The following is an 18,157-nucleotide window of genomic DNA, read 5'->3' on the forward strand; positions in this document are numbered from 1 at the left end:
GACCGGTTTCGGCGGCAAGACGCACCGTATTGTTCGAACATCGCCCCGTGTACCATCCGCGCGGCGGCTCGCCCACGACTTCGGTATGCAGACGAATAGCCTCGGCGATCTGCGCGCGCTCATCGTCCTCGGACATATCCTTGTGCTCGACCCACTTTAGGCCGTGGCTGGCAATTTCCCATTGCGCGGCTTTCATTGCCGCAACCTGCTCGGGCGCGCGCGCCAGCGCGGTAGCCACGCCGTAAACCGTCACAGGAAGATCAGCCAACATCCGATGAACACGCCAGAACCCTGCGCGTGATCCGTATTCGTAGATCGATTCCATGTTCCAGTGCCGCTGACCCTGCCACGGTTGCGCGCCGGTAATTTCGGACAGGAATGCCTCTGACGCCGCATCGCCATGCAAGATATTGTTTTCCCCGCCCTCCTCATAATTGAGGACGATTTGAACGGCAATTTTTGCGCCATCGGGCCAATTTGCGTTGGGCGGCGTTGCGCCGTATCCGGTCATATCACGAGGGTAGCGATGCACAGACAGTATTCCTCCATAGATTAGAATATCAGTACCCTAAATTATTCATTCCATTTTCAAAAAAAATCATAAGGAGCATTTTGCTTCGGGCTTTTTGCGCATTGTCGTACACTCTGCTTATTATTGTGCAACTGTGCATCTGCAAACCTAAAGGATAGGCATCCTATGTCCGGATATTTGACGACTCACGTGCTTGATACGGCGCGCGGTTGCCCCGCGAGCGGCTTGAAAATTGACCTCTACAAAATGGACGGTGAAACGCGCACGCTGCTCAAGACCCTTGTGACGAACGCGGACGGGCGCACGGACGAGCAAATTTTACCCGCCAGCGCCTTTGAAACGGGTGTGTACGAGTTGGTATTCCATGCGGGGGCCTACCTCGATGCAATCGGCACGCCGCCCGAAGAACCACGCTTTCTCGATGTGATCCCGCTACGTTTTGGCATGTCCGAGGCCTCGCACTATCACGTCCCGCTGCTGCTCTCGCCGTTTGGATATTCGACCTATCGCGGCAGCTGAGCCGTGATCGAGCTGTCGCGGACAGCCGCACCGATCCGCTCGATGACAAATTCCATGAACAATCGCGTTTTTGGATCCTGACGTCTGCGATGCGTATACAAACACGCCATCTGAATTGCTTCAGGTGGCGTGTTTGTTGCCACAGGGATCAAACGGCCCTCTTTGAGGTGGTCAATAATTTCGAAAATCGGCTTGAGTACGATTCCATTTCCCGCCAACGCCCAATCCGTCAAGACATCGCCATCGTCCGATTCATATCGCCCCTCGACACGGAACCGTTTTGGCCCCGATGGCGTCATCAACCGCCATTGAAACTCCGTAGCCCCCGGAAAACGCAGATTTAAGCACTCATGCTTGTCCGCAATCAACTCGTCACCCGATGCAGGATTTCCATGTGCCTCTATATATGCGGGAGACGCGCACAAAATGCGTTCAATATCCGCGATTTTGCGGATGCGCAGATTGCTATCCTCTGGCTGTCCAAGAAAGAACGCCAGATCAAGCCCCTCGGTGGTGAGATCCACGGTGCGATCGGTCAGGCGCAGCCGGATATTCACCTCAGGATAGGCCCGCAAAAACTCGGCGATCAGCGGCGCGATTAGACGGCGCCCAACCCCGAGCGGGGCCGCCACATACAACGGTCCCTTTGGGTTTTCGGTGATATTGACCACCTGCGCCTCGGCGTTTTCAACAGCCTCAAGAATCTCACAGGCTCCGCCATAAAAGGCCCGACCATGTTCGGTTGGTGTGAGGCTTCGTGTGGTTCGTTGAAACAAGCGCACGCTCAAATGCACCTCCAATTGAGAGATACGCGATGATGTGACGGCGGGGGAAATGCGCAAATCACGCCCTGCGGCGGACATGCTACCCAATTCGTAGACGCGCACGAAGGTGCGGATGTTATCGAGATATGACATTGTTTTGTTTTTTTTGATGCTGTGGCGTGTATTGCTACAATATACGAATACTGGCGACATTCTAGCGCCGTTTATCATCGCGTCGTGCGCAACATGTGCCCTAAGTTGTGGCATTGTGGACCCTTGCGCCGCGCACACAGATGCGGGACATAGGAGCCTACCTGTTTTGGCGCGCAACGCCACATATGCCCGCGAGGAGACAACCATGACATTCAATCGCTCGATCAAAATCGCACCCTCTATTCTATCCGCTGATTTCGCCAACTTTGGCGCAGAAATCCAAGCCATCGAGGCGCAAGGTGCCGATTGGGTCCATATCGATGTGATGGACGGTCATTTTGTTCCAAACCTGACATTCGGGCCGCCCGCCGTAAAAGCGTTTCGCCCGCACGTCAAAACGGTGATGGATGTGCACCTCATGATCTCGCCAGTCGATGCCTACATCGACGCCTACGCCGAAGCAGGAGCCGACATCCTGACGGCGCATATCGAGGCTGGCCCGCACACGCATCGCACCCTACAAGCCATCAAAGGCGCAGGTATGAAAGCGGGTGTCGCGCTCAACCCCGGCACGCCTGCCCAAGCTGTTGAACACCTTTTGGACCTCACTGACCTCATTTGCGTGATGACCGTGAACCCCGGCTTTGGAGGTCAAAAGTTTATCGACATGACAGACAAAATTCGCACGCTGCGCGCGATGATTGGTGACCGTGAGGTTCATATTGAAATTGACGGTGGTGTTGACACGGCAACGGCACCCCTTGTTGCCGCTGCGGGTGCAGACGTTCTTGTGGCTGGATCAGCCGTATTTCGCGGTGGATCGGTCGACATGCCATCCGTCTACGGCGATAACATCAAGGCGATCCGCGCGGCCGCGCAGGGCTAAGCGGCCCAAATGAACATTGGCGCGGTTACATGACCGCGCCAAGAACCGCAAAGCCCACAACCATCATGCCGCACAAACGGCTAATGCGGTCGCGCACCGCAAAGACAATCGGATCATCATGCATCTCGCCGCGATGTGTCAGTAATACGATACGACTGATCCAGAACAACAAAATCAGACAAATTCCCCAGAGCGCCGGCGGGTTGGAATAGAGCAACGCAACATCTGGCGAATTCATGTAAAGGGCGAGGACGAGGATCGACACATACCCCGTACCCAGCGCCATTTGCGAAATCACTTCGGCGTCCTCATTGCGATACCCACGACCCTCGGCTTGCACCTTTCCAGCGTTTATATTGTCCACCAATTCCGCCTGACGTTTGACCGCCGCCAAGGCAAAGAAAAAGAATACCGAAAACGCGAGAAGCCACATTGATAGCGGCACACCAACGGCCACGCCCCCCGCAATGATGCGCAGGGTATAAAGGCCCGATAGAACCGAAACATCGATCACGGCGCGGCGTTTGAAATAGAACGAATAGGCGGTGGTCATGGCGTAATAGCTCAGCATAACAAACAAGAAGATCGGACCAAGCGCCACGGAGAGCACCGCCCCCGCGCCCAACAAAACGCCCGCCATTGCCGTACCATGCGCAATCGGGACGGTCCCCGCCGCAAAGGGACGCTTGCACTTGCGGGCATGCGCTCGGTCCGCGTTGAGGTCGAGTAAATCGTTGAGCACATAGACCGACGAGGCCACCAAAGAGAACGCGACAAAGGCCATAAGAGCGCGTGCAAATGAGACGGCATCCAAATGGTGCGCCAGTAGCAGCGGCACAAACACCAAAATGTTTTTGAGCCATTGGTGCGGGCGCAGTGCTTTGATATAGGGTTTGCGGTCAATATGTGCGGTGCCCAGATGCTCAACCTCAATGCCGATTGCGCACACCTGCGCATGCAAGGCCTCGGACGCGTTGACCGTTATGGCGCGCGCCGCATGCGCCCACACATCAAGATCGGCCGCATGGTCCCCGACATAGGCAAACCCGCGTTCCCCGTAGAGATCCACGAGAAACTCCGCCTTGATTTGCCCTTTTAGATTTCGGTCGCCATCTGACCCATAAACCGCATCAAATACGCCCAAATGTGTGGCAATTTGATCCGCTAGTATTTGATCCGTTGCTGTTACAAGTACGACCACCCCACCGCCATCGCGCCATTTGGCAATGTAGTCGAGCACCTCACGATTGTAGGGCAGCGTGGTTACATCCACAGATGCCCGCGTTGCGAGATCGCGTTTGAGTGCGGCTTTGCCTGACTTCAACGTTCGGACCGCACGGATTGCAGCGCTCCAGTCGTGCGAGGCAGCATTCCAAAAGGTTTCGTGCAGCATGTCCGACTGCAACAAAGTACCGTCCAAATCAACGGCCAGAACCGTACCTTTGGTCTCGTTTACGTCTGTTGTCATACTCACGATGCACCTCAACTGCGCCCCAACTCCATGCGGGGCGATACTTTGGTTTGTGTTTCAGCTTCACATATCCAACGGGTTGCAGCTTTTTGGCAAGGCCTGCGAAGATTTAAGGTCACAAAGATGGGCCGTCGGGGCAATTGAGTCACGCAATCCGTCTTGACCCGCGCGGCGCGATGCCCTAATTCCACTCTCACCCGAGCGGGTGTTGTGTAATGGTAAGACCTCAGCCTTCCAAGCTGATGACACGGGTTCGATTCCCGTCACCCGCTCCATAAATCTCAAAAAAAACAAAATATGTTACGCTTACAGCGATCTGTATGTCGCGTGCGGCGCATTGAATAGAAAAAGCCCCCGCACACCGGCGAGGGCTTTCATAAGAGTCAAACGACTCCTTTATTTCATCGTAATACGGCCATCTGTGTAGGGCGTGTATGGCGCGTTTGCCGCGATGAACTCCGCGGTCACATCGGCCAAATCGGGACCAAAGTCATAGACGTTGCTGGCCTCACGGAACATTTTATAGCCGTCACCGCCATTGCGCACGTAGTTGTTGGACACAACGCCGTAGGTTTTGGACATATCGAGCGGCTCCCATGTGCCGTCCATATCGATCATGATGTCGACCACGCGTTCGCCCGTGGCGTTGCCACTCTCGACCGTGAACGTCATGCCCGCAACCTGTGGAAACCGACCATCATCCTCAGGATTGTCAAATTGACCCATCCCGTTTTCAAGCGCGGCCTTTAGCATCGCGCCATCGACGAAAAATGTCGAAAGCGTGTTCTGGAACGGCAGCACTGTGAGGACTTCGCCCTGTGTCACGTCACCGGCATCAATAGACGCGCGCAAGCCACCAGAGTTGGCAAGTGCAACATGAATACCCTGATCTTTGACGCGGTCCAACATCGCATCGGCAACAAGATTGCCCATCTGGCATTCCATGTGACGACACACGTCACGCGAGCCATCGATAGCCTCGGCGGTTTGTGCGACGACCTTGTTGCGGATTTCATCAAGCGGCACTGCGGCTTCGGCAATACGCGCAACGGTGGTCGCGTCCTCGGTCACAGCCGCATCCATAATGAGCGGCTCACCCGATGCTTCGGTCACGTTGCCGTCATCATCAAACGTCACGTTCAATTCCCCAAGGAATTTACCGTAAGCATAAGCCGACACGATGGCCGTCGAGCCGACCATTGTTGGATATGGGCCTTCGGCGCGCTCGTTGCTATTGGACAACAAGGTGTTGGTGTGGCCACCCACAATAATGTCAACGCCTGTGGTGTTTGCCGCCACGATTTGATCGACGCGGTAGCCCGAGTGGGACAGTACGATGATCTTGTTCACGCCCTCGGCTGTGAGTTTGTCCACTTCGCCTTGAACAGCCTCAGACGGATCGGTGAAAATCACGTTAGGACCAGGGGAGGCGAGTTCGTCGGTGTTTTGCGGCGTAAGACCAATGAGGCCAAGCTTCTCACCACCACGTTCAATGATCGTCGATTTCAGCAGCTTATCCGCAAGAAATGCCTCACCCGAAAAATCGGCGTTGGACATCAATACGGGGAAATCGAGCGCATCCATGAATCCACGTAGAACTTCGGGACCATCGTCAAACTCGTGGTTGCCCACAGTCATCGCGTCATAGCCCATTTTGTTCATCATCTCGGCGGCAAGTTTACCTTTGTAGTAGGTGTAGAACAGCGTGCCTTGGAACTGATCGCCGCCATCCACCAAGATGGAATTATTGGTGCGCGAACGCGCGTCCTCAATGGCGGTGACGAGACGTGCGGAGCCGCCAAAGCATTTGCCCTCGGTGTTGTCCTCGGAGGAACAGCCCGAATCGTATTTAGAGATCGGCTCAAACCGCGCATGGAAATCATTGGTGTGCAAAACCGTCAGCGAATAATCAGCGTAGGCTGCGCCCGCGCATAGCGACATTGCTGCGGTTGTTGTGAGAATCTTCTTGAGCATAACTGCCCCCCTGTTGAGTTACATCATGATGCTGCAAACACTTGATCAAAGAGTCAAAGGATCTGTCAACATTAGCGCTAAAGACGCGGTGTAACGCCTATATGACGGGCAAAGTAGACAGTGCGCCGCAGATCGACTCGCACGCGGTGCTTGACGCAGGCACCGCTTGGGGGCATCACCCGCCCATGATGATCTACAAAATATTCCGTGCCGACGAATGGGCCGAGCTACAAGCCAAGGGCGACACTAAGGGTGCGCCCGTGGATATCGTGGACGGTTACGTCCATTTCTCCACGGCGGCACAGGCGCGCGAAACCGCGTCCAAATGGTTCGCAGGTGTCGACGGTTTGGTTCTTTTGGCCTGTGACGTCGATGCCATGAGTGCCGATGTTAGGTGGGAACCTTCGCGCGGTGGCGCGCTCTTTCCCCACCTGTATCGCAATTTGCGCCTGAGCGATGTGGTGTGGGACAAGCCCCTGCCCCTTGCCCTAAACGACGCACCAGACAGCCACGTATTTCCTGAGGATATGGTATGAGTCTCACCGAGAAAATCGGCCTTGCCGTATTGCGCAAACTCGATCCAGAGCGCGCGCACACGCTGGCGCTCACCGCATTGCGCGCAGGGTTTGCCCCCTTGCCTGGCCCAGTGACCTCACACCGGCTCAAGACAACGATTGCTGGCCTCACATTGCCCAATCCCGTTGGACTGGCCGCCGGATTTGACAAAAATGCAGAAGCGATCCCGCAACTGTCACGCGCTGGATTTGGCTTTATTGAACTGGGGGCCGCGACCCCACGCGCGCAATCTGGCAATGCCAAGCCCCGCCTGTTCCGCTTGACCGAGGACCGCGCGGTCATCAACCGGTTCGGGTTCAATAATGACGGGATGGAGGTCATTGCAGACCGTCTTGGGCGCTGTCGTCAATCTAACCGCAAAATCGAAATTCCTGTCGGTCTGAACCTCGGAGCCAACAAAGATAGCGATGACCGTGCGGCCGACTTTGCCCGCGTACTGGCGCATTGCGGCAATCTCATAGACTTTGCCACGGTCAATGTGTCCTCCCCCAACACCGAAAAGCTGCGTGATCTACAGGGGCCGGAAGCCCTAGAAGCATTGCTCAGCGGTGTCATGGATGCACGTAAGGGGCTCGAAAAATCTGTGCCTGTGTTCCTCAAAATCGCACCTGATCTCGACAGTTCCGAAATCGACGAAATTGCTGAAGTGGCGCGAAAATCGGGCATAGACGCGGTGATTGCGACCAACACCACGTTCTCCCGCGATGGTTTGAAAAGTACGCATAAGGGAGAAATGGGCGGGCTTTCAGGCAAGCCGCTATTCGAAAAATCTACGCGCGTTCTGGCGCGTCTATCGCGCAATTTAGGCAAAGACGTACCGCTGGTTGGCGTGGGCGGCATTGAATCCGCTCTAGATGCCTACACCAAAATTCGTGCAGGGGCGTCTGCCGTTCAGCTTTATTCCGCGATGGTCTATCGTGGGCTATCGCTCGCCCCGCGCATCGCGAAGGGCATCGACGATTTGCTCAAAGCGGACGGGTTTGAAACAGTTGCTGAGGCGGTTGGAACACAGCGCGGTGATTGGCTTTAATCCGCCACGCCGCGCTCAAGGGCGGGGTATTTCCACCCCAGCGTGATCCCGCGCGCGATGTAGCTGATGATCAATGCGGCCCAAAGGCCGTTATTGCCCAATAGCGGAACCATGGTCCACACCGCGGCAAAATAGATCGCCACTGACAGCACCATCATGTTGCGCATGTCACGGGTGCGCGTGGCCCCAATGAACACCCCGTCGAGCATCCACGAGGCCAACCCCAAGAGTGGGGCAAGAACCATCCACCACAGATACGTGCGCGCCTCGATCCGCACATTGGTGGCCGTGGTCATGGCGTCAATGATCGTGCCGCCAAATATCGCAAAGGATACGGCGAGACAGAGGGCGACCACCACGCCCCAAAACGATACCAAAAGTACCCCACGCCGAAACGCATCACGCGATCGCGCACCAACGGCCGTTCCCACAATCGCCTCGGCGGCAAAGGCAAATCCGTCAAGCGCATATGCCGTAATCTCGATGAACTGCATCAGGATCTGGTTGGCGGCCAACGTGACATCGCCAAAACCCGCACCCAAGAATGCAAACGATACCATTACCGACAACAGCAGAACGGAGCGGATCAAGATATCGGTGTTGACCCGCGCCATATGCACAAGGCGCTCGGCCTTGAGCACAACGGCCCAATCACGCCACGCGGGGGTCGAAAACGCCTCGCGACACAACCATAGGCCAAGTGCCGCCCCGCTCATCTCTGCGATCACGGTTGCTATAGCCACGCCTTGCACGCCCCACCCGAGGCCTAGGACGAACCAGATATCCAAGACGATATTGACCCCGTTCATCCACAGTTGGAGTAACAAAACGGCCCGTGTGCGCTCTTGCGCGATCAACCATCCCGTAAGACCAAAAAGACAAATGGCAAAGGGAGCCGACCAAATGCGGATCGCGATGTAAGACCGCGCGAGACTCTCGACCTCTGGCGAGGCCGGCGAGACGTGAAACGCACCGTTCAGGATTGGCGCCTGCAAGACGATCAAACAGACCCCCGCGAGGGCGGCAATCATCAGCGCACGTGTCAGATAAGCGGACACTTCTGCGGCGTCCCCTGCCCCACGGGCTTGGGCCACGAGGCCGGTGGTGCCCATGCGCAAAAACCCGAAAATCCAATAGATCGAGGCAAGAATGACAGCGCCTATTCCGACAGCGCCAATCGGGGCCGCCGCGCCCATTTGCCCGACCACGCCCGTATCCACCGCGCCCAAAATCGGGACGGTGGCATTGGACAACACGATCGGCAATGCAATCGCCAACATGCGCTTGTGGGTCAAGGGTCGCAACTCCACTTGCCCAGCTTTCGCCAGATCAGCCATCGCAGCGCGGCATCAAGAAATGACACATCGCATCGGCAATCGGGCGGTCGCGATCCTCCTGCCATGCCGTGGCGTGCACTGTCGCGAACCTGCGCCCTGCACGCGTAATGCGCGCACTCGCAAATGTTTCCTGCGGCTTGCCAGAGCGCATATAATCAACCGTTAGATCAATGGTCTTGGGAATCGACGGCCAAACCTCGCCCTGAGCCGAAATACCGCCATCACCCATCCAAATCCGAGACCATCCCAAAGTCATAAAGGCCGTCATTTCGAGAAAGGACGCAATGGCCCCGCCGTGCAGCGCAGGCAAGGCAGGATTGCCGATCAAATTGGGCCGGTAGGGCATTTTTGCCGCCAAGGCCTCGCCTTCAGCGGAAAACTCAAACCCCATAAATGCGACATATGGAACGTTGCGCATCAGGTTCGCGAGCAACACGTCGCGGTTCAAAATCTCGCTCATTATGCGCGCTCCACGGTAAAGGCGCCGGTTGCTGTTGCCACGGGTATGTCGGACGTACCATCCGTCGCCGTGGCACGCACGAACGCAACCGAGCGTGTCATGTGATAGCATTCGGCGCGGGCGGTAATCGTGTGATGCGGCACCGCAGAGCGCATATAATCAATTCGCAAATCAAGTGTCGCAGTCGCATAGCCGGCTTTGGGATGGCTCATGACCGCAGCACCGGCACACGTATCCATTAGTGCCGAAATAGCGCCGCCATGGATAACGCCCGTCGCGGGATCACCGATCAATTTCTCAAGATAGGGCATCGTGATCGTGGCACCCTGTGCATCGATTTGCGTGAGTTCCATACCCAAATCACGACTATGGGGAATAGCCTCAATAAATTGTCGTGCGTTTTTAGTCCGTTGATCCGTCATATTATGCCCGCCCTTTGGTCAATTAATCGGGTTGAGCCGCGGAACCGCAAGCGCAAACTTGCATCTTGCTTCGGCAAGCTTGGCCTGACGTCCAACATGACGTAACGTCGCATTCCTATCGCGTGCGGGAGTGTTCACTATAGAATGATCACGCGAATGGTACGAACATCCTTGATCACACTCACCCGTGTTTACTATGGTTTGCGCGAAGGCGTCGAACCGAATTGCTTTTCTAAACCAACCCGTTTAGCTCTCACGTCAAGGAGGATCGAAATGTCCGATGACCGTTTAAGCTTCAAAGAGATGTGCACCACATTCGATGTGACGCCACGCACATTGCGCTATTATGAATACATCGAATTGCTCGATCCCGAGAAAGAAGGGCGCTCGCGTTTTTATACATCACGTGAACTGGCGCGGATGAAGCTGATTTTGCGTGGTCGCCGCTATGGGTTCTCCCTTGAAGAAATCCGCCAATGGCTGATGATCTACGAAGAAAAAGGGACACAAGCGCAAAACGATGCCTTTGTCGAACTGGCCGATCGTCAGCTTCACGCGCTCGAAGCACAGCGCAAAGAACTCGACGAGGCTATCGAAGAATTACGCAGTTTGCGCGGTGAAACCCACACCTCAACCGCTCAGTAATTGCATCTCGTAGGGCGGCGTGCGCGGTACATCACGTCGATCGATGATCACGTCCGTATTTCGACGTAACGTTCCATTGGTCTACATGATTTCAAAACGTCCGTCCGCGCCGCAAAATTCACCTATTTCGCCCCCCCAAACGATCGATCTTACACATGGCACAAAAGCAACCCAAAGCGCTTCGAATAGGGTTTTTTGGTATTTTTACGTGGAAAACATCAAATCGCTTGCATCGTCAGGCCCAGAACAATATTGCTCCTTCCGCTAGGTAACTATTCCGGAAATTTTACCATTTCTCAAATGACGCCACGTTAAAGTTTTGGTGGCGGGCATTGCACTTGTAGACTGGTAGCGAGGCATCCACTTCGCGCCGAAAGCACAGACAGGCCACCCGCGCCCGTCAACCCAGACGCCGGAGTGAATAAAGTGACAAATGAGGTACTGACCATTCGCGAGATGTGTGATGCGCACGATGTGACGCCACGCACTTTGCGTTTTTACGAAGCCAAGGAGCTTCTATTTCCAATCCGTGAAGGACAAAAACGTCTCTTCACACGCCGCGATCGCGCCCGCCTGAAGTTGATTTTACGGGGCAAACGATTCGGCTTTTCGCTCGAAGAGATCCGGCAGCTGCTTGATCTTTATAGCGATGCAGACAACGGGCGCGCCCAAATGGTTGGCACGCTCCACGCATATCGCCACCAATTGGGCGTGATGCAAAAGCAACGTGACGAGCTGCTCCAGGTTATGGGCGAGCTTGAAGAACAGATTGACTGGACCGAACGCGAAATCGGTTCAATGGAATAGATCGGGGCGGCAAATACCTTCCCGATGCACTGCAAGGGAGAAGGCAATGCCTAGCTACACAGCACCGACGAAAGACATCCAATACGTTCTACACGATGTTCTGAATATCTCAGGCTCCGATATCCCCGGGTACGGCGATCTCGAGCCTGAGTTTACCGAAGCAATTTTAGACGCCGCGGGCCAATTGGCCAGTGAGGTTATCGCCCCGCTCAATGCAGTTGGCGACAAAGAGGGCTGCACGTTTGAGAACGGTGTCATCACGACGCCCACAGGGTTCAAAGCCGCGTTCGAGCAGATGAAAGAAGGCGGTTGGACCGGCCTCGATCTGCCCGAAGAGTTCGGCGGCCAAGGCATGCCATATGTCATCGGCACCGCCGTAGGCGAATTGTTTTCGGGCGCCAACCAAGCGTTCACCATGTATCAGGGCCTGACCCACGGCGCAGTGTCCGCCATTCTGGTCCACGGCACAGATGCACAAAAAGCAACATATGTGCCCAAAATGACGTCCTGTGAGTGGACCGGCACGATGAACCTGACCGAACCACATTGTGGGACGGACCTCGGTCTAATGCGCACCAAAGCCGAACCAAACGCCGATGGTAGTTTTAAAATTTCCGGTCAGAAAATCTTCATCTCCGCGGGCGATCACGACATGTCCGACAACGTCATCCACCTCGTGCTGGCGAAAATCGCGGGTGGCCCCGAGGGCATCAAAGGCGTGTCGCTCTTTATTGTCCCTAAGTTCAAAGTGAACGACGATGGCTCCGTGGGTGCGCCAAACGGTGTTTCTGTGGGATCAATCGAGGAAAAGATGGGCATCCACGGCAACTCCACTTGCGTCATGAACTACGACGAGGCAGAGGGCTATTTGCTCGGCGAAGAGCACAAAGGCATGCGTGCGATGTTCACTATGATGAACGAGGCGCGTTTGGGCGTGGGCATGCAGGGCTTGGCACAAGCCGAAGCCGCCTATCAAAACGCAGTGATCTACGCCAAAGACCGCCTTCAAGGGCGCGCGGTGACGGGCGTGGCCAACCCTGATGGCCCCGCCGATCCGCTGATCGTGCACCCAGATATCCGTCGCAACCTGATGGACCAGAAAAGTTTCATCGAGGGCGCGCGGGCCTTTATGCTATGGGGGGCGCAACTGATCGACGCGGGCCACAAAAGCGGCGACAAAGACGCCGAGGGCCTCGTGTCACTGATGACCCCCGTCCTCAAAGGGTTTCTGACAGACAAAGGGTACGAGGCGACTGTGAATGCGCAACAGGTCTACGGTGGCCACGGTTATATCGAAGAATGGGGCATGTCACAGTTCACCCGCGATGCCCGCATCACCCAGATTTATGAGGGTGCCAACGGCGTGCAAGCGCTCGATCTGGTAGGCCGCAAATTGGCTCTGGATAGCGGTAAACACGTCATGGCCTTCTTTGACTTGGTCAAAACCTTTTGCAAAGACAACAGCAACGAGGACATGTCCGATTTCGTCGAACCCCTCAAAGGCGCGTCCAAAGACCTGCAAGCGGCCAGCATGTTCTTTATGCAGCACGGAATGAGAAACCCCAACGCGGCCCTCGCGGGTTCTTATGATTTCATGCATTTGTTTGGTTACACCTGCCTTGGCCTGATGTGGGGCCGGATGGCGAAAGTGTCGCTTGCTGCCCTTGAGAATGGCACGGACGACCCTGAGTTCCACAAAACCAAACTGGCAACAGCGCGGTTCTATATGGCCCGCCAATTGCCGATGACAGGGACCTTGCTCAAACGCATTGAAAGTGGCGCGGATACCGTCATGGCACTCGACGCCGAAAGCTTCTAAGATTGTCGTACCCCGAATTGAGACGCCCTCGCCCATCCGGCGGGGGCGTTTTTGTTTGCACGCAACACCTTGGCTTTTGACGGAGCGTAACAATGCCCACACGATTTAGAATGACGCGGCGTTTTCCTGTTTCAATGACAGAAGATGGCTATCGTCGTCTTAAGAAATTCGCACGTGATGCGGAGTTGGAGGAGGGAGAAGCGTTATCTTTTCTGTTCGAAAACTTCACATCCGTGACGCACGAAGAAAACCTCAAACACAGGCTAAGTCTGTTCCTAGCCGATTTGGAGAAACGGAAAAAATGACCGTCCGAGCCCTGCCATTCACAACAAACGATCCGTGCCACGCAGGGCATTTTGGAAATTTGAGCCAAGCAAAAACAGATAGCACTTGGACGAAAAATGCGCGTAGTGCGGTCGCAATCGTGCCCTCTACATCGGGTTGCTTCTTTGCGCACGCACCACGCGGCTTTTCCTTGGACGGCCATCGGCGTCCCCGCCTGTTCCGCCACACCATTGAACGCATGCGCCCGTTAAAGGCTCGTAAACAGACCCGCTTTTTCTTGGCAAAAATATCCAATATCCAACATTGGGTGCAGGACCACGATTTCGGAGAGCGCGCAGGATGACGATTACACTCTACGGTTTTGGCGAAAGCGGCCATTCGTATAAGGTGGCGTTGATGATGCGCCTCGCAAAGATCGATTTTGATCTACGGTTTGTCGACTTTTTCAAAGGCGAAGCCCGCAGCCCCGAATTTGCCGCGCTCAACCCAATGGGCGAATGTCCTGTGTTTGTCGACGGTGATTTGACGTTGACTCAATCGGGCGTGATCCTCGATCATCTCTCCAAACAGACGGGTCAGTTCGGCGGTCAGAGCGCGGCCGAGGCGCGCGAGGTGTTGCGGTGGACCTTTTGGGACAATCACAAGTTTTCAAGCCAGATCGGCATGACGCGTTTTTTGATGAATTTTCTGCCTGAGGACAAACGCCCCGCCGAGGTCATCGCATTTACCCAAGCGCGCATTAAAGCCGCTTACAAAGTGCTCGACACGCAGCTTGCTAGCCACCCTTGGGTTGCGAGCGGTCAAGGCCCGACCATCGCGGACCTATCGTGTTGCGCCTATCTCTTTTACCCCGAACCGTTCGGCTTTCACCGCGCGGATTGGACGAACATCGACCGTTGGCTTTCAAACATCGAGGCCTTGGACGGTTGGCAACATCCCTACGATCTAATGCCGCGCGCATTTCCTACGCAGGCCTGAGGAGGACCACATGACCGACGCCTATATTTATGACGCGATACGATCGCCGCGCGGCAAAGGCCGCAAAGACGGTGCCCTACACGAAGTGACATCCGTGCGATTGTCGTCGTTGATGCTCAACGCGCTTGCCGACCGCAACGGCCTTTCGTGTCACGCGGTCGAGGACGTGATCTGGGGCAATGTGACGCCGATTGGAGAACAGGGCGCGTGCCTTGCACGCACGGCCGTTCTGGCCTCCAACCTTGATCAATCCATCCCCGGCCTGGCGATCAACCGCTTTTGCGCCTCGGGCATGGAGGCCGTAAACCTTGCGGCGAACCAAGTGCAGGGTGGTGCGGGCATGGGCTATATCGCGGGCGGCGTCGAAATGATGGGCCGCATCCCGATGGGCTCCGATGGCGCGGCCATCGCAGCAGACCCGTCTTTAGCGATGTCGACCTATTTTGTACCACAAGGCATCTCCGCAGATATCATCGCGACCGAATACGGGTTCTCACGTGAACAGGCCGATGCCTTGGCCGTTGAAAGCCAGAATCGCGCAGCAGCCGCATGGGCGGACAACAGGTTCAACAAATCCATTGTTCCTGTACTCGATCAAAACGGGCTGACCATTTTGGACCGTGACGAATACATGCGTCCAGGCACCACAACTGAGGCGCTTGGCGCGCTCAAAGCCTCGTTCAAAGACATGGGCGAAGTCATGCCCGGCTTTGATGCTGTGGCCTTGATGAAATACCCGCACCTTGAACGCATCAACCACATTCACCACGCGGGCAACTCGTCGGGGATCGTCGACGGTGCGGCGGGCGTGCTGATCGGTAACAAGGAATTCGGCGAAAAATGGGGCATCAAACCCCGCGCCCGCATCCGCGCCACCGCCAAAATCGGCACCGACCCGACCATCATGCTCACCGGCCCCGTGCCCGTCACGCAGAAAATTTTGGCCGACAGTGGCATGAGTATTTCAGACATTGATCTGTTTGAGGTCAACGAGGCTTTTGCCGCCGTGGTCATGCGGTTTATGCAAGCGTTCAACGTCGACGCCTCAAAGGTCAACGTCAACGGCGGGTCCATCGCAATGGGCCACCCGCTTGGCGCGACTGGCGCAATCATCATCGGTACGCTGCTCGACGAATTGGAACGCACGGGCAAAGGCACAGGCCTTGCAACTTTGTGCATCGCATCCGGCATGGGTGCGGCAACCATCATCGAACGCGTGTAAGGGAGAGAAAACATGGCTGACTTTACACTAAGCAAAGACGCAGACGGCGTTGGCGTTATCACATGGGACGTGCCCAACAAATCCATGAACGTGCTCTCGATGGAGGGCATCACCGAGCTTGAGGCCTGTTTCGACGCGGCCCTTGCAGATGACGACATCAAAGGCATCGTGATCACCTCGGCCAAGGCCGATTTCGCGGGCGGCATGGACCTCAACATCATCGCCAAGATGAAAGAGGCCGCAGGCGACAACCCCGCCCAAGGGCTCATGGACGGCCTGATGAACATGCACGCCATCTTGCGTAAAATCGAACGCGCAGGCATGGACCCCAAAACCAACAAGGGCGGCAAACCTGTTGCCGCAGCCCTGCCTGGAACGGCCCTAGGTATCGGCCTTGAGTTGCCGCTGGCAACGCACCGTATTTTTGCGGCCGACAATCCAAAGGCTAAAATCGGCCTGCCCGAAATCAAGGTCGGCATCTTCCCCGGCATGGGCGGCACAACCCGCGTGTCGCGTCTGGTTGGCGCAATGGCGGCCGCGCCTATTTTGCTTGAGGGCAGAATGCTCGACCCCAAAAAGGCAAAGATGAGCCAGTTGGTGCATGAGGTCGTTCCTGCGGCTGAACTGCTCGCCACGGCCAAAGCATGGGTGTTATCGGCCAAAGACGCCGACATTCTCAAACCATGGGACGCAAAGGGATGGAAAATGCCAGGTGGCGCACCGTACCACCCTGCGGGCTTTATGACCTTTGTCGGCGCCTCTGCGATGGTCAATGGCAATACCAAAGGCGTCTATCCCGCCGCCAAGGCCTTGCTCTCGGCTGTCTACGAGGGCGCGATGGTCCCGTTCGATACCGCACTCAAAATCGAGGCGCGTTGGTTCACCAATGTGCTGATGAACCCCTCGTCCTCCGCGATGATCCGCTCGCTCTTCATCAACAAAGAGGCGCTTGAAAAAGGTGCGAACCGTCCCGCTGTTGACGACCAAAAGGTTAGCCGCGTCGGCGTTCTTGGCGCGGGCATGATGGGCGCAGGCATCGCCTATGTCGCGGCCAACGCAGGGATTGAGGTCGTGTTGATCGATCAGGCCCAAGACGCGGCAGATCGCGGCAAATCCTACGCCGAGGGCATCCTCGACAAGGGTATCGCACGCAAAAAAGTCACGCCCGAGAAAAAGGCCGAGGTCCTATCGCGCATCACCGCCACCGCCGATCTGGACGCGCTTAAGGGCTGTGATCTGATCGTTGAGGCCGTGTTCGAGGACATCGGCGTCAAAGCCGAAATGACCAAAAAGGTCGAGGCGATTGTGGGCGAGGACTGCATCTTTGCCTCCAACACCTCCACCCTGCCCATAACCGAACTGGCCAAGGCCTCCGTGCGCCCAGAACAGTTCATCGGCATTCACTTCTTCTCCCCTGTGGACAAGATGTTGCTCGTAGAGATCATCAAGGGCAAAGAGACAGGCGACATTGCCGTGGCCAAGGCGCTCGATTTTGTGCGCCAAATCCGCAAGACACCGATCGTGGTCAATGACGCTCGGTTCTTCTACGCCAACCGTTGCATCATTCCCTACATCAATGAGGGCATTCGTTTGGCCGCCGAGGGGGTCGATCTGCCGCTGATTGAAAACGGCGCGAAACTTCTTGGCTTCCCGCTTGGCCCGCTTCAACTGGTCGATGAAACCTCGATTGATCTGGGTGTCAAAATCGCCAAAGCGACCAAAGCGGCGATGGGGGATGCCTACCCCGATGAGGCCGTGGACGAGATTGTGTTCTGGATGGCCGATCAAAACCGTTTGGGCAAAAAGAACGGCGCAGGGTTCTACACCTACGATGAGGCGGGTAAGCGCGGCCTGTTATGGGACGGATTCAACGCCGAGTTCCCCGTGGCCGATGTGCAGCCCGACTTGGATGAGGTACAACACCGCCTGATGATGGCGCAGGTTCTTGAGGCCGTGCGCGCCCTCGAAGACGGTGTGTTGACCGATATTCGCGAAGGCGATGTTGGCGCGATCCTTGGCTGGGGCTTTGCCCCGTGGTCGGGTGGTCCGTTCTCATGGCTCGACATCATTGGGGCGGCCAAAGCGGTGGAGATTTGCGACAACCTGACGGCTACTCATGGTCCGCGCTTTGCGACACCTAGCCTCTTGCGTGACATGGCAGATCGCGGCGAAACCTTCTACGGGCGGTTCGGTACAGGCATGGACACAGCCGCGGCCTAATCGCACAGCGCCAAACAAAACAAAGCCCGCGCAGGTCTGCGCGGGCTATCTCACTAA

18 protein-coding genes and 1 tRNA gene are annotated in these 18,157 nt (G+C 56.1%); 12 read left to right on the forward strand and 7 right to left on the reverse strand.

Annotated elements, in window-relative coordinates; all coding sequences use genetic code 11:
• The coding region (locus ACTG34_RS06150) for a polysaccharide deacetylase family protein (protein ID WP_439104098.1) at positions 1–532 on the reverse strand (532 nt) is incomplete at its 3' end.
• Between the two features lie 165 nt (positions 533–697).
• On the opposite strand from ACTG34_RS06150, the gene uraH reads away from it, so the two are divergent.
• Positions 698–1,051 (forward strand): hydroxyisourate hydrolase, encoded by a 354-nt coding sequence (uraH, locus tag ACTG34_RS06155; protein WP_439104099.1) that lies wholly within the window; start codon positions 698–700, stop codon positions 1,049–1,051.
• On the opposite strand, the gene ACTG34_RS06160 is transcribed toward uraH, so the two are convergent.
• On the reverse strand, positions 1,036–1,968 hold the full coding sequence (locus ACTG34_RS06160; protein WP_439104100.1) for a LysR family transcriptional regulator: 933 nt from the start codon (positions 1,966–1,968) through the stop codon (positions 1,036–1,038). The genes uraH and ACTG34_RS06160 overlap by 16 nt on opposite strands.
• Before the next feature lie 205 nt (positions 1,969–2,173).
• On the opposite strand from ACTG34_RS06160, the gene rpe reads away from it, so the two are divergent.
• Positions 2,174–2,854, forward strand: a complete 681-nt coding sequence (gene rpe / locus ACTG34_RS06165; protein ID WP_439104101.1) for a ribulose-phosphate 3-epimerase — start codon at positions 2,174–2,176, stop codon at positions 2,852–2,854.
• A 25-nt stretch (positions 2,855–2,879) separates the two neighbouring features.
• Here rpe and ACTG34_RS06170 read toward each other — a convergent pair whose 3' ends face one another.
• Positions 2,880–4,322: a UbiA family prenyltransferase gene (locus ACTG34_RS06170; protein ID WP_439104102.1), complete on the reverse strand. Its 1,443-nt coding sequence runs from the start codon at positions 4,320–4,322 to the stop codon at positions 2,880–2,882.
• 204 nt (positions 4,323–4,526) lie between these two features.
• Here ACTG34_RS06170 and ACTG34_RS06175 point away from each other — a divergent pair.
• A tRNA-Gly gene (locus tag ACTG34_RS06175) sits at positions 4,527–4,600 on the forward strand.
• A gap of 121 nt (positions 4,601–4,721) precedes the next feature.
• On the opposite strand, the gene ACTG34_RS06180 is transcribed toward ACTG34_RS06175, so the two are convergent.
• Positions 4,722–6,299 (reverse strand): bifunctional metallophosphatase/5'-nucleotidase, encoded by a 1,578-nt coding sequence (locus tag ACTG34_RS06180; RefSeq protein ID WP_439104103.1) that lies wholly within the window; start codon positions 6,297–6,299, stop codon positions 4,722–4,724.
• A 185-nt stretch (positions 6,300–6,484) separates the two neighbouring features.
• On the opposite strand from ACTG34_RS06180, the gene ACTG34_RS06185 reads away from it, so the two are divergent.
• Positions 6,485–6,835: a DUF952 domain-containing protein gene (locus tag ACTG34_RS06185; protein ID WP_439104136.1), complete on the forward strand. Its 351-nt coding sequence runs from the start codon at positions 6,485–6,487 to the stop codon at positions 6,833–6,835.
• Complete coding sequence (locus tag ACTG34_RS06190; protein WP_439104104.1) at positions 6,832–7,905, forward strand: quinone-dependent dihydroorotate dehydrogenase; 1,074 nt, start codon at positions 6,832–6,834, stop codon at positions 7,903–7,905. The genes ACTG34_RS06185 and ACTG34_RS06190 overlap by 4 nt, the downstream gene beginning before the upstream one ends.
• Here the strand turns inward: ACTG34_RS06190 and ACTG34_RS06195 are convergent.
• From ACTG34_RS06195 to ACTG34_RS06205, 3 genes are read right to left on the reverse strand one after another with little or no spacing between them, the layout of a single operon-like run.
• Positions 7,902–9,242 (reverse strand): MATE family efflux transporter, encoded by a 1,341-nt coding sequence (locus ACTG34_RS06195; RefSeq protein WP_439104105.1) that lies wholly within the window; start codon positions 9,240–9,242, stop codon positions 7,902–7,904. The two genes, ACTG34_RS06190 and ACTG34_RS06195, sit on opposite strands and share 4 nt — an antisense overlap.
• Positions 9,235–9,702: a PaaI family thioesterase gene (locus ACTG34_RS06200; RefSeq protein ID WP_439104106.1), complete on the reverse strand. Its 468-nt coding sequence runs from the start codon at positions 9,700–9,702 to the stop codon at positions 9,235–9,237. The genes ACTG34_RS06195 and ACTG34_RS06200 overlap by 8 nt, the downstream gene beginning before the upstream one ends.
• Positions 9,702–10,124, reverse strand: a complete 423-nt coding sequence (locus tag ACTG34_RS06205) for a PaaI family thioesterase (protein ID WP_439104107.1) — start codon at positions 10,122–10,124, stop codon at positions 9,702–9,704. Before ACTG34_RS06205 ends, ACTG34_RS06200 begins: the two co-directional genes overlap by 1 nt.
• Before the next feature lie 273 nt (positions 10,125–10,397).
• Between ACTG34_RS06205 and ACTG34_RS06210 the strand changes: the two genes are divergently transcribed.
• The 7 genes from ACTG34_RS06210 (at position 10,398) to ACTG34_RS06240 (ending at position 18,100) form a co-directional block, all read left to right on the forward strand.
• A complete protein-coding gene (locus ACTG34_RS06210) occupies positions 10,398–10,769 on the forward strand; it encodes a MerR family transcriptional regulator (RefSeq protein ID WP_439104108.1) in 372 nt (123 codons plus the stop codon).
• A gap of 426 nt (positions 10,770–11,195) precedes the next feature.
• A complete protein-coding gene (locus ACTG34_RS06215) occupies positions 11,196–11,576 on the forward strand; it encodes a MerR family transcriptional regulator (protein WP_439104109.1) in 381 nt (126 codons plus the stop codon).
• Positions 11,577–11,622: 46 nt separating this feature from the next.
• The gene (locus ACTG34_RS06220; protein ID WP_439104110.1) at positions 11,623–13,395 is read left to right on the forward strand and encodes an acyl-CoA dehydrogenase C-terminal domain-containing protein; all 1,773 of its coding nucleotides are present in this window, start codon (positions 11,623–11,625) and stop codon (positions 13,393–13,395) included.
• Positions 13,396–13,487: 92 nt separating this feature from the next.
• On the forward strand, positions 13,488–13,700 hold the full coding sequence (locus ACTG34_RS06225; protein ID WP_439104111.1) for a hypothetical protein: 213 nt from the start codon (positions 13,488–13,490) through the stop codon (positions 13,698–13,700).
• Between the two features lie 319 nt (positions 13,701–14,019).
• Entirely contained in the window at positions 14,020–14,658 is a 639-nt protein-coding gene (locus tag ACTG34_RS06230; RefSeq protein ID WP_439104112.1) for a glutathione S-transferase family protein, read from the forward strand.
• A gap of 10 nt (positions 14,659–14,668) precedes the next feature.
• A complete protein-coding gene (locus ACTG34_RS06235; RefSeq protein ID WP_439104113.1) occupies positions 14,669–15,880 on the forward strand; it encodes an acetyl-CoA C-acetyltransferase in 1,212 nt (403 codons plus the stop codon).
• A gap of 12 nt (positions 15,881–15,892) precedes the next feature.
• Positions 15,893–18,100 carry a 3-hydroxyacyl-CoA dehydrogenase NAD-binding domain-containing protein gene (locus ACTG34_RS06240; protein WP_439104114.1) on the forward strand — a complete coding sequence of 736 codons (2,208 nt, stop codon included), beginning with the start codon at positions 15,893–15,895 and terminating at the stop codon, positions 18,098–18,100.
• Positions 18,101–18,157 lie beyond the last annotated feature (57 nt).

Origin of the sequence: Celeribacter marinus, assembly GCF_965656515.1 — a bacterium.
GTDB lineage: Bacteria > Pseudomonadota > Alphaproteobacteria > Rhodobacterales > Rhodobacteraceae > Celeribacter > Celeribacter marinus_D.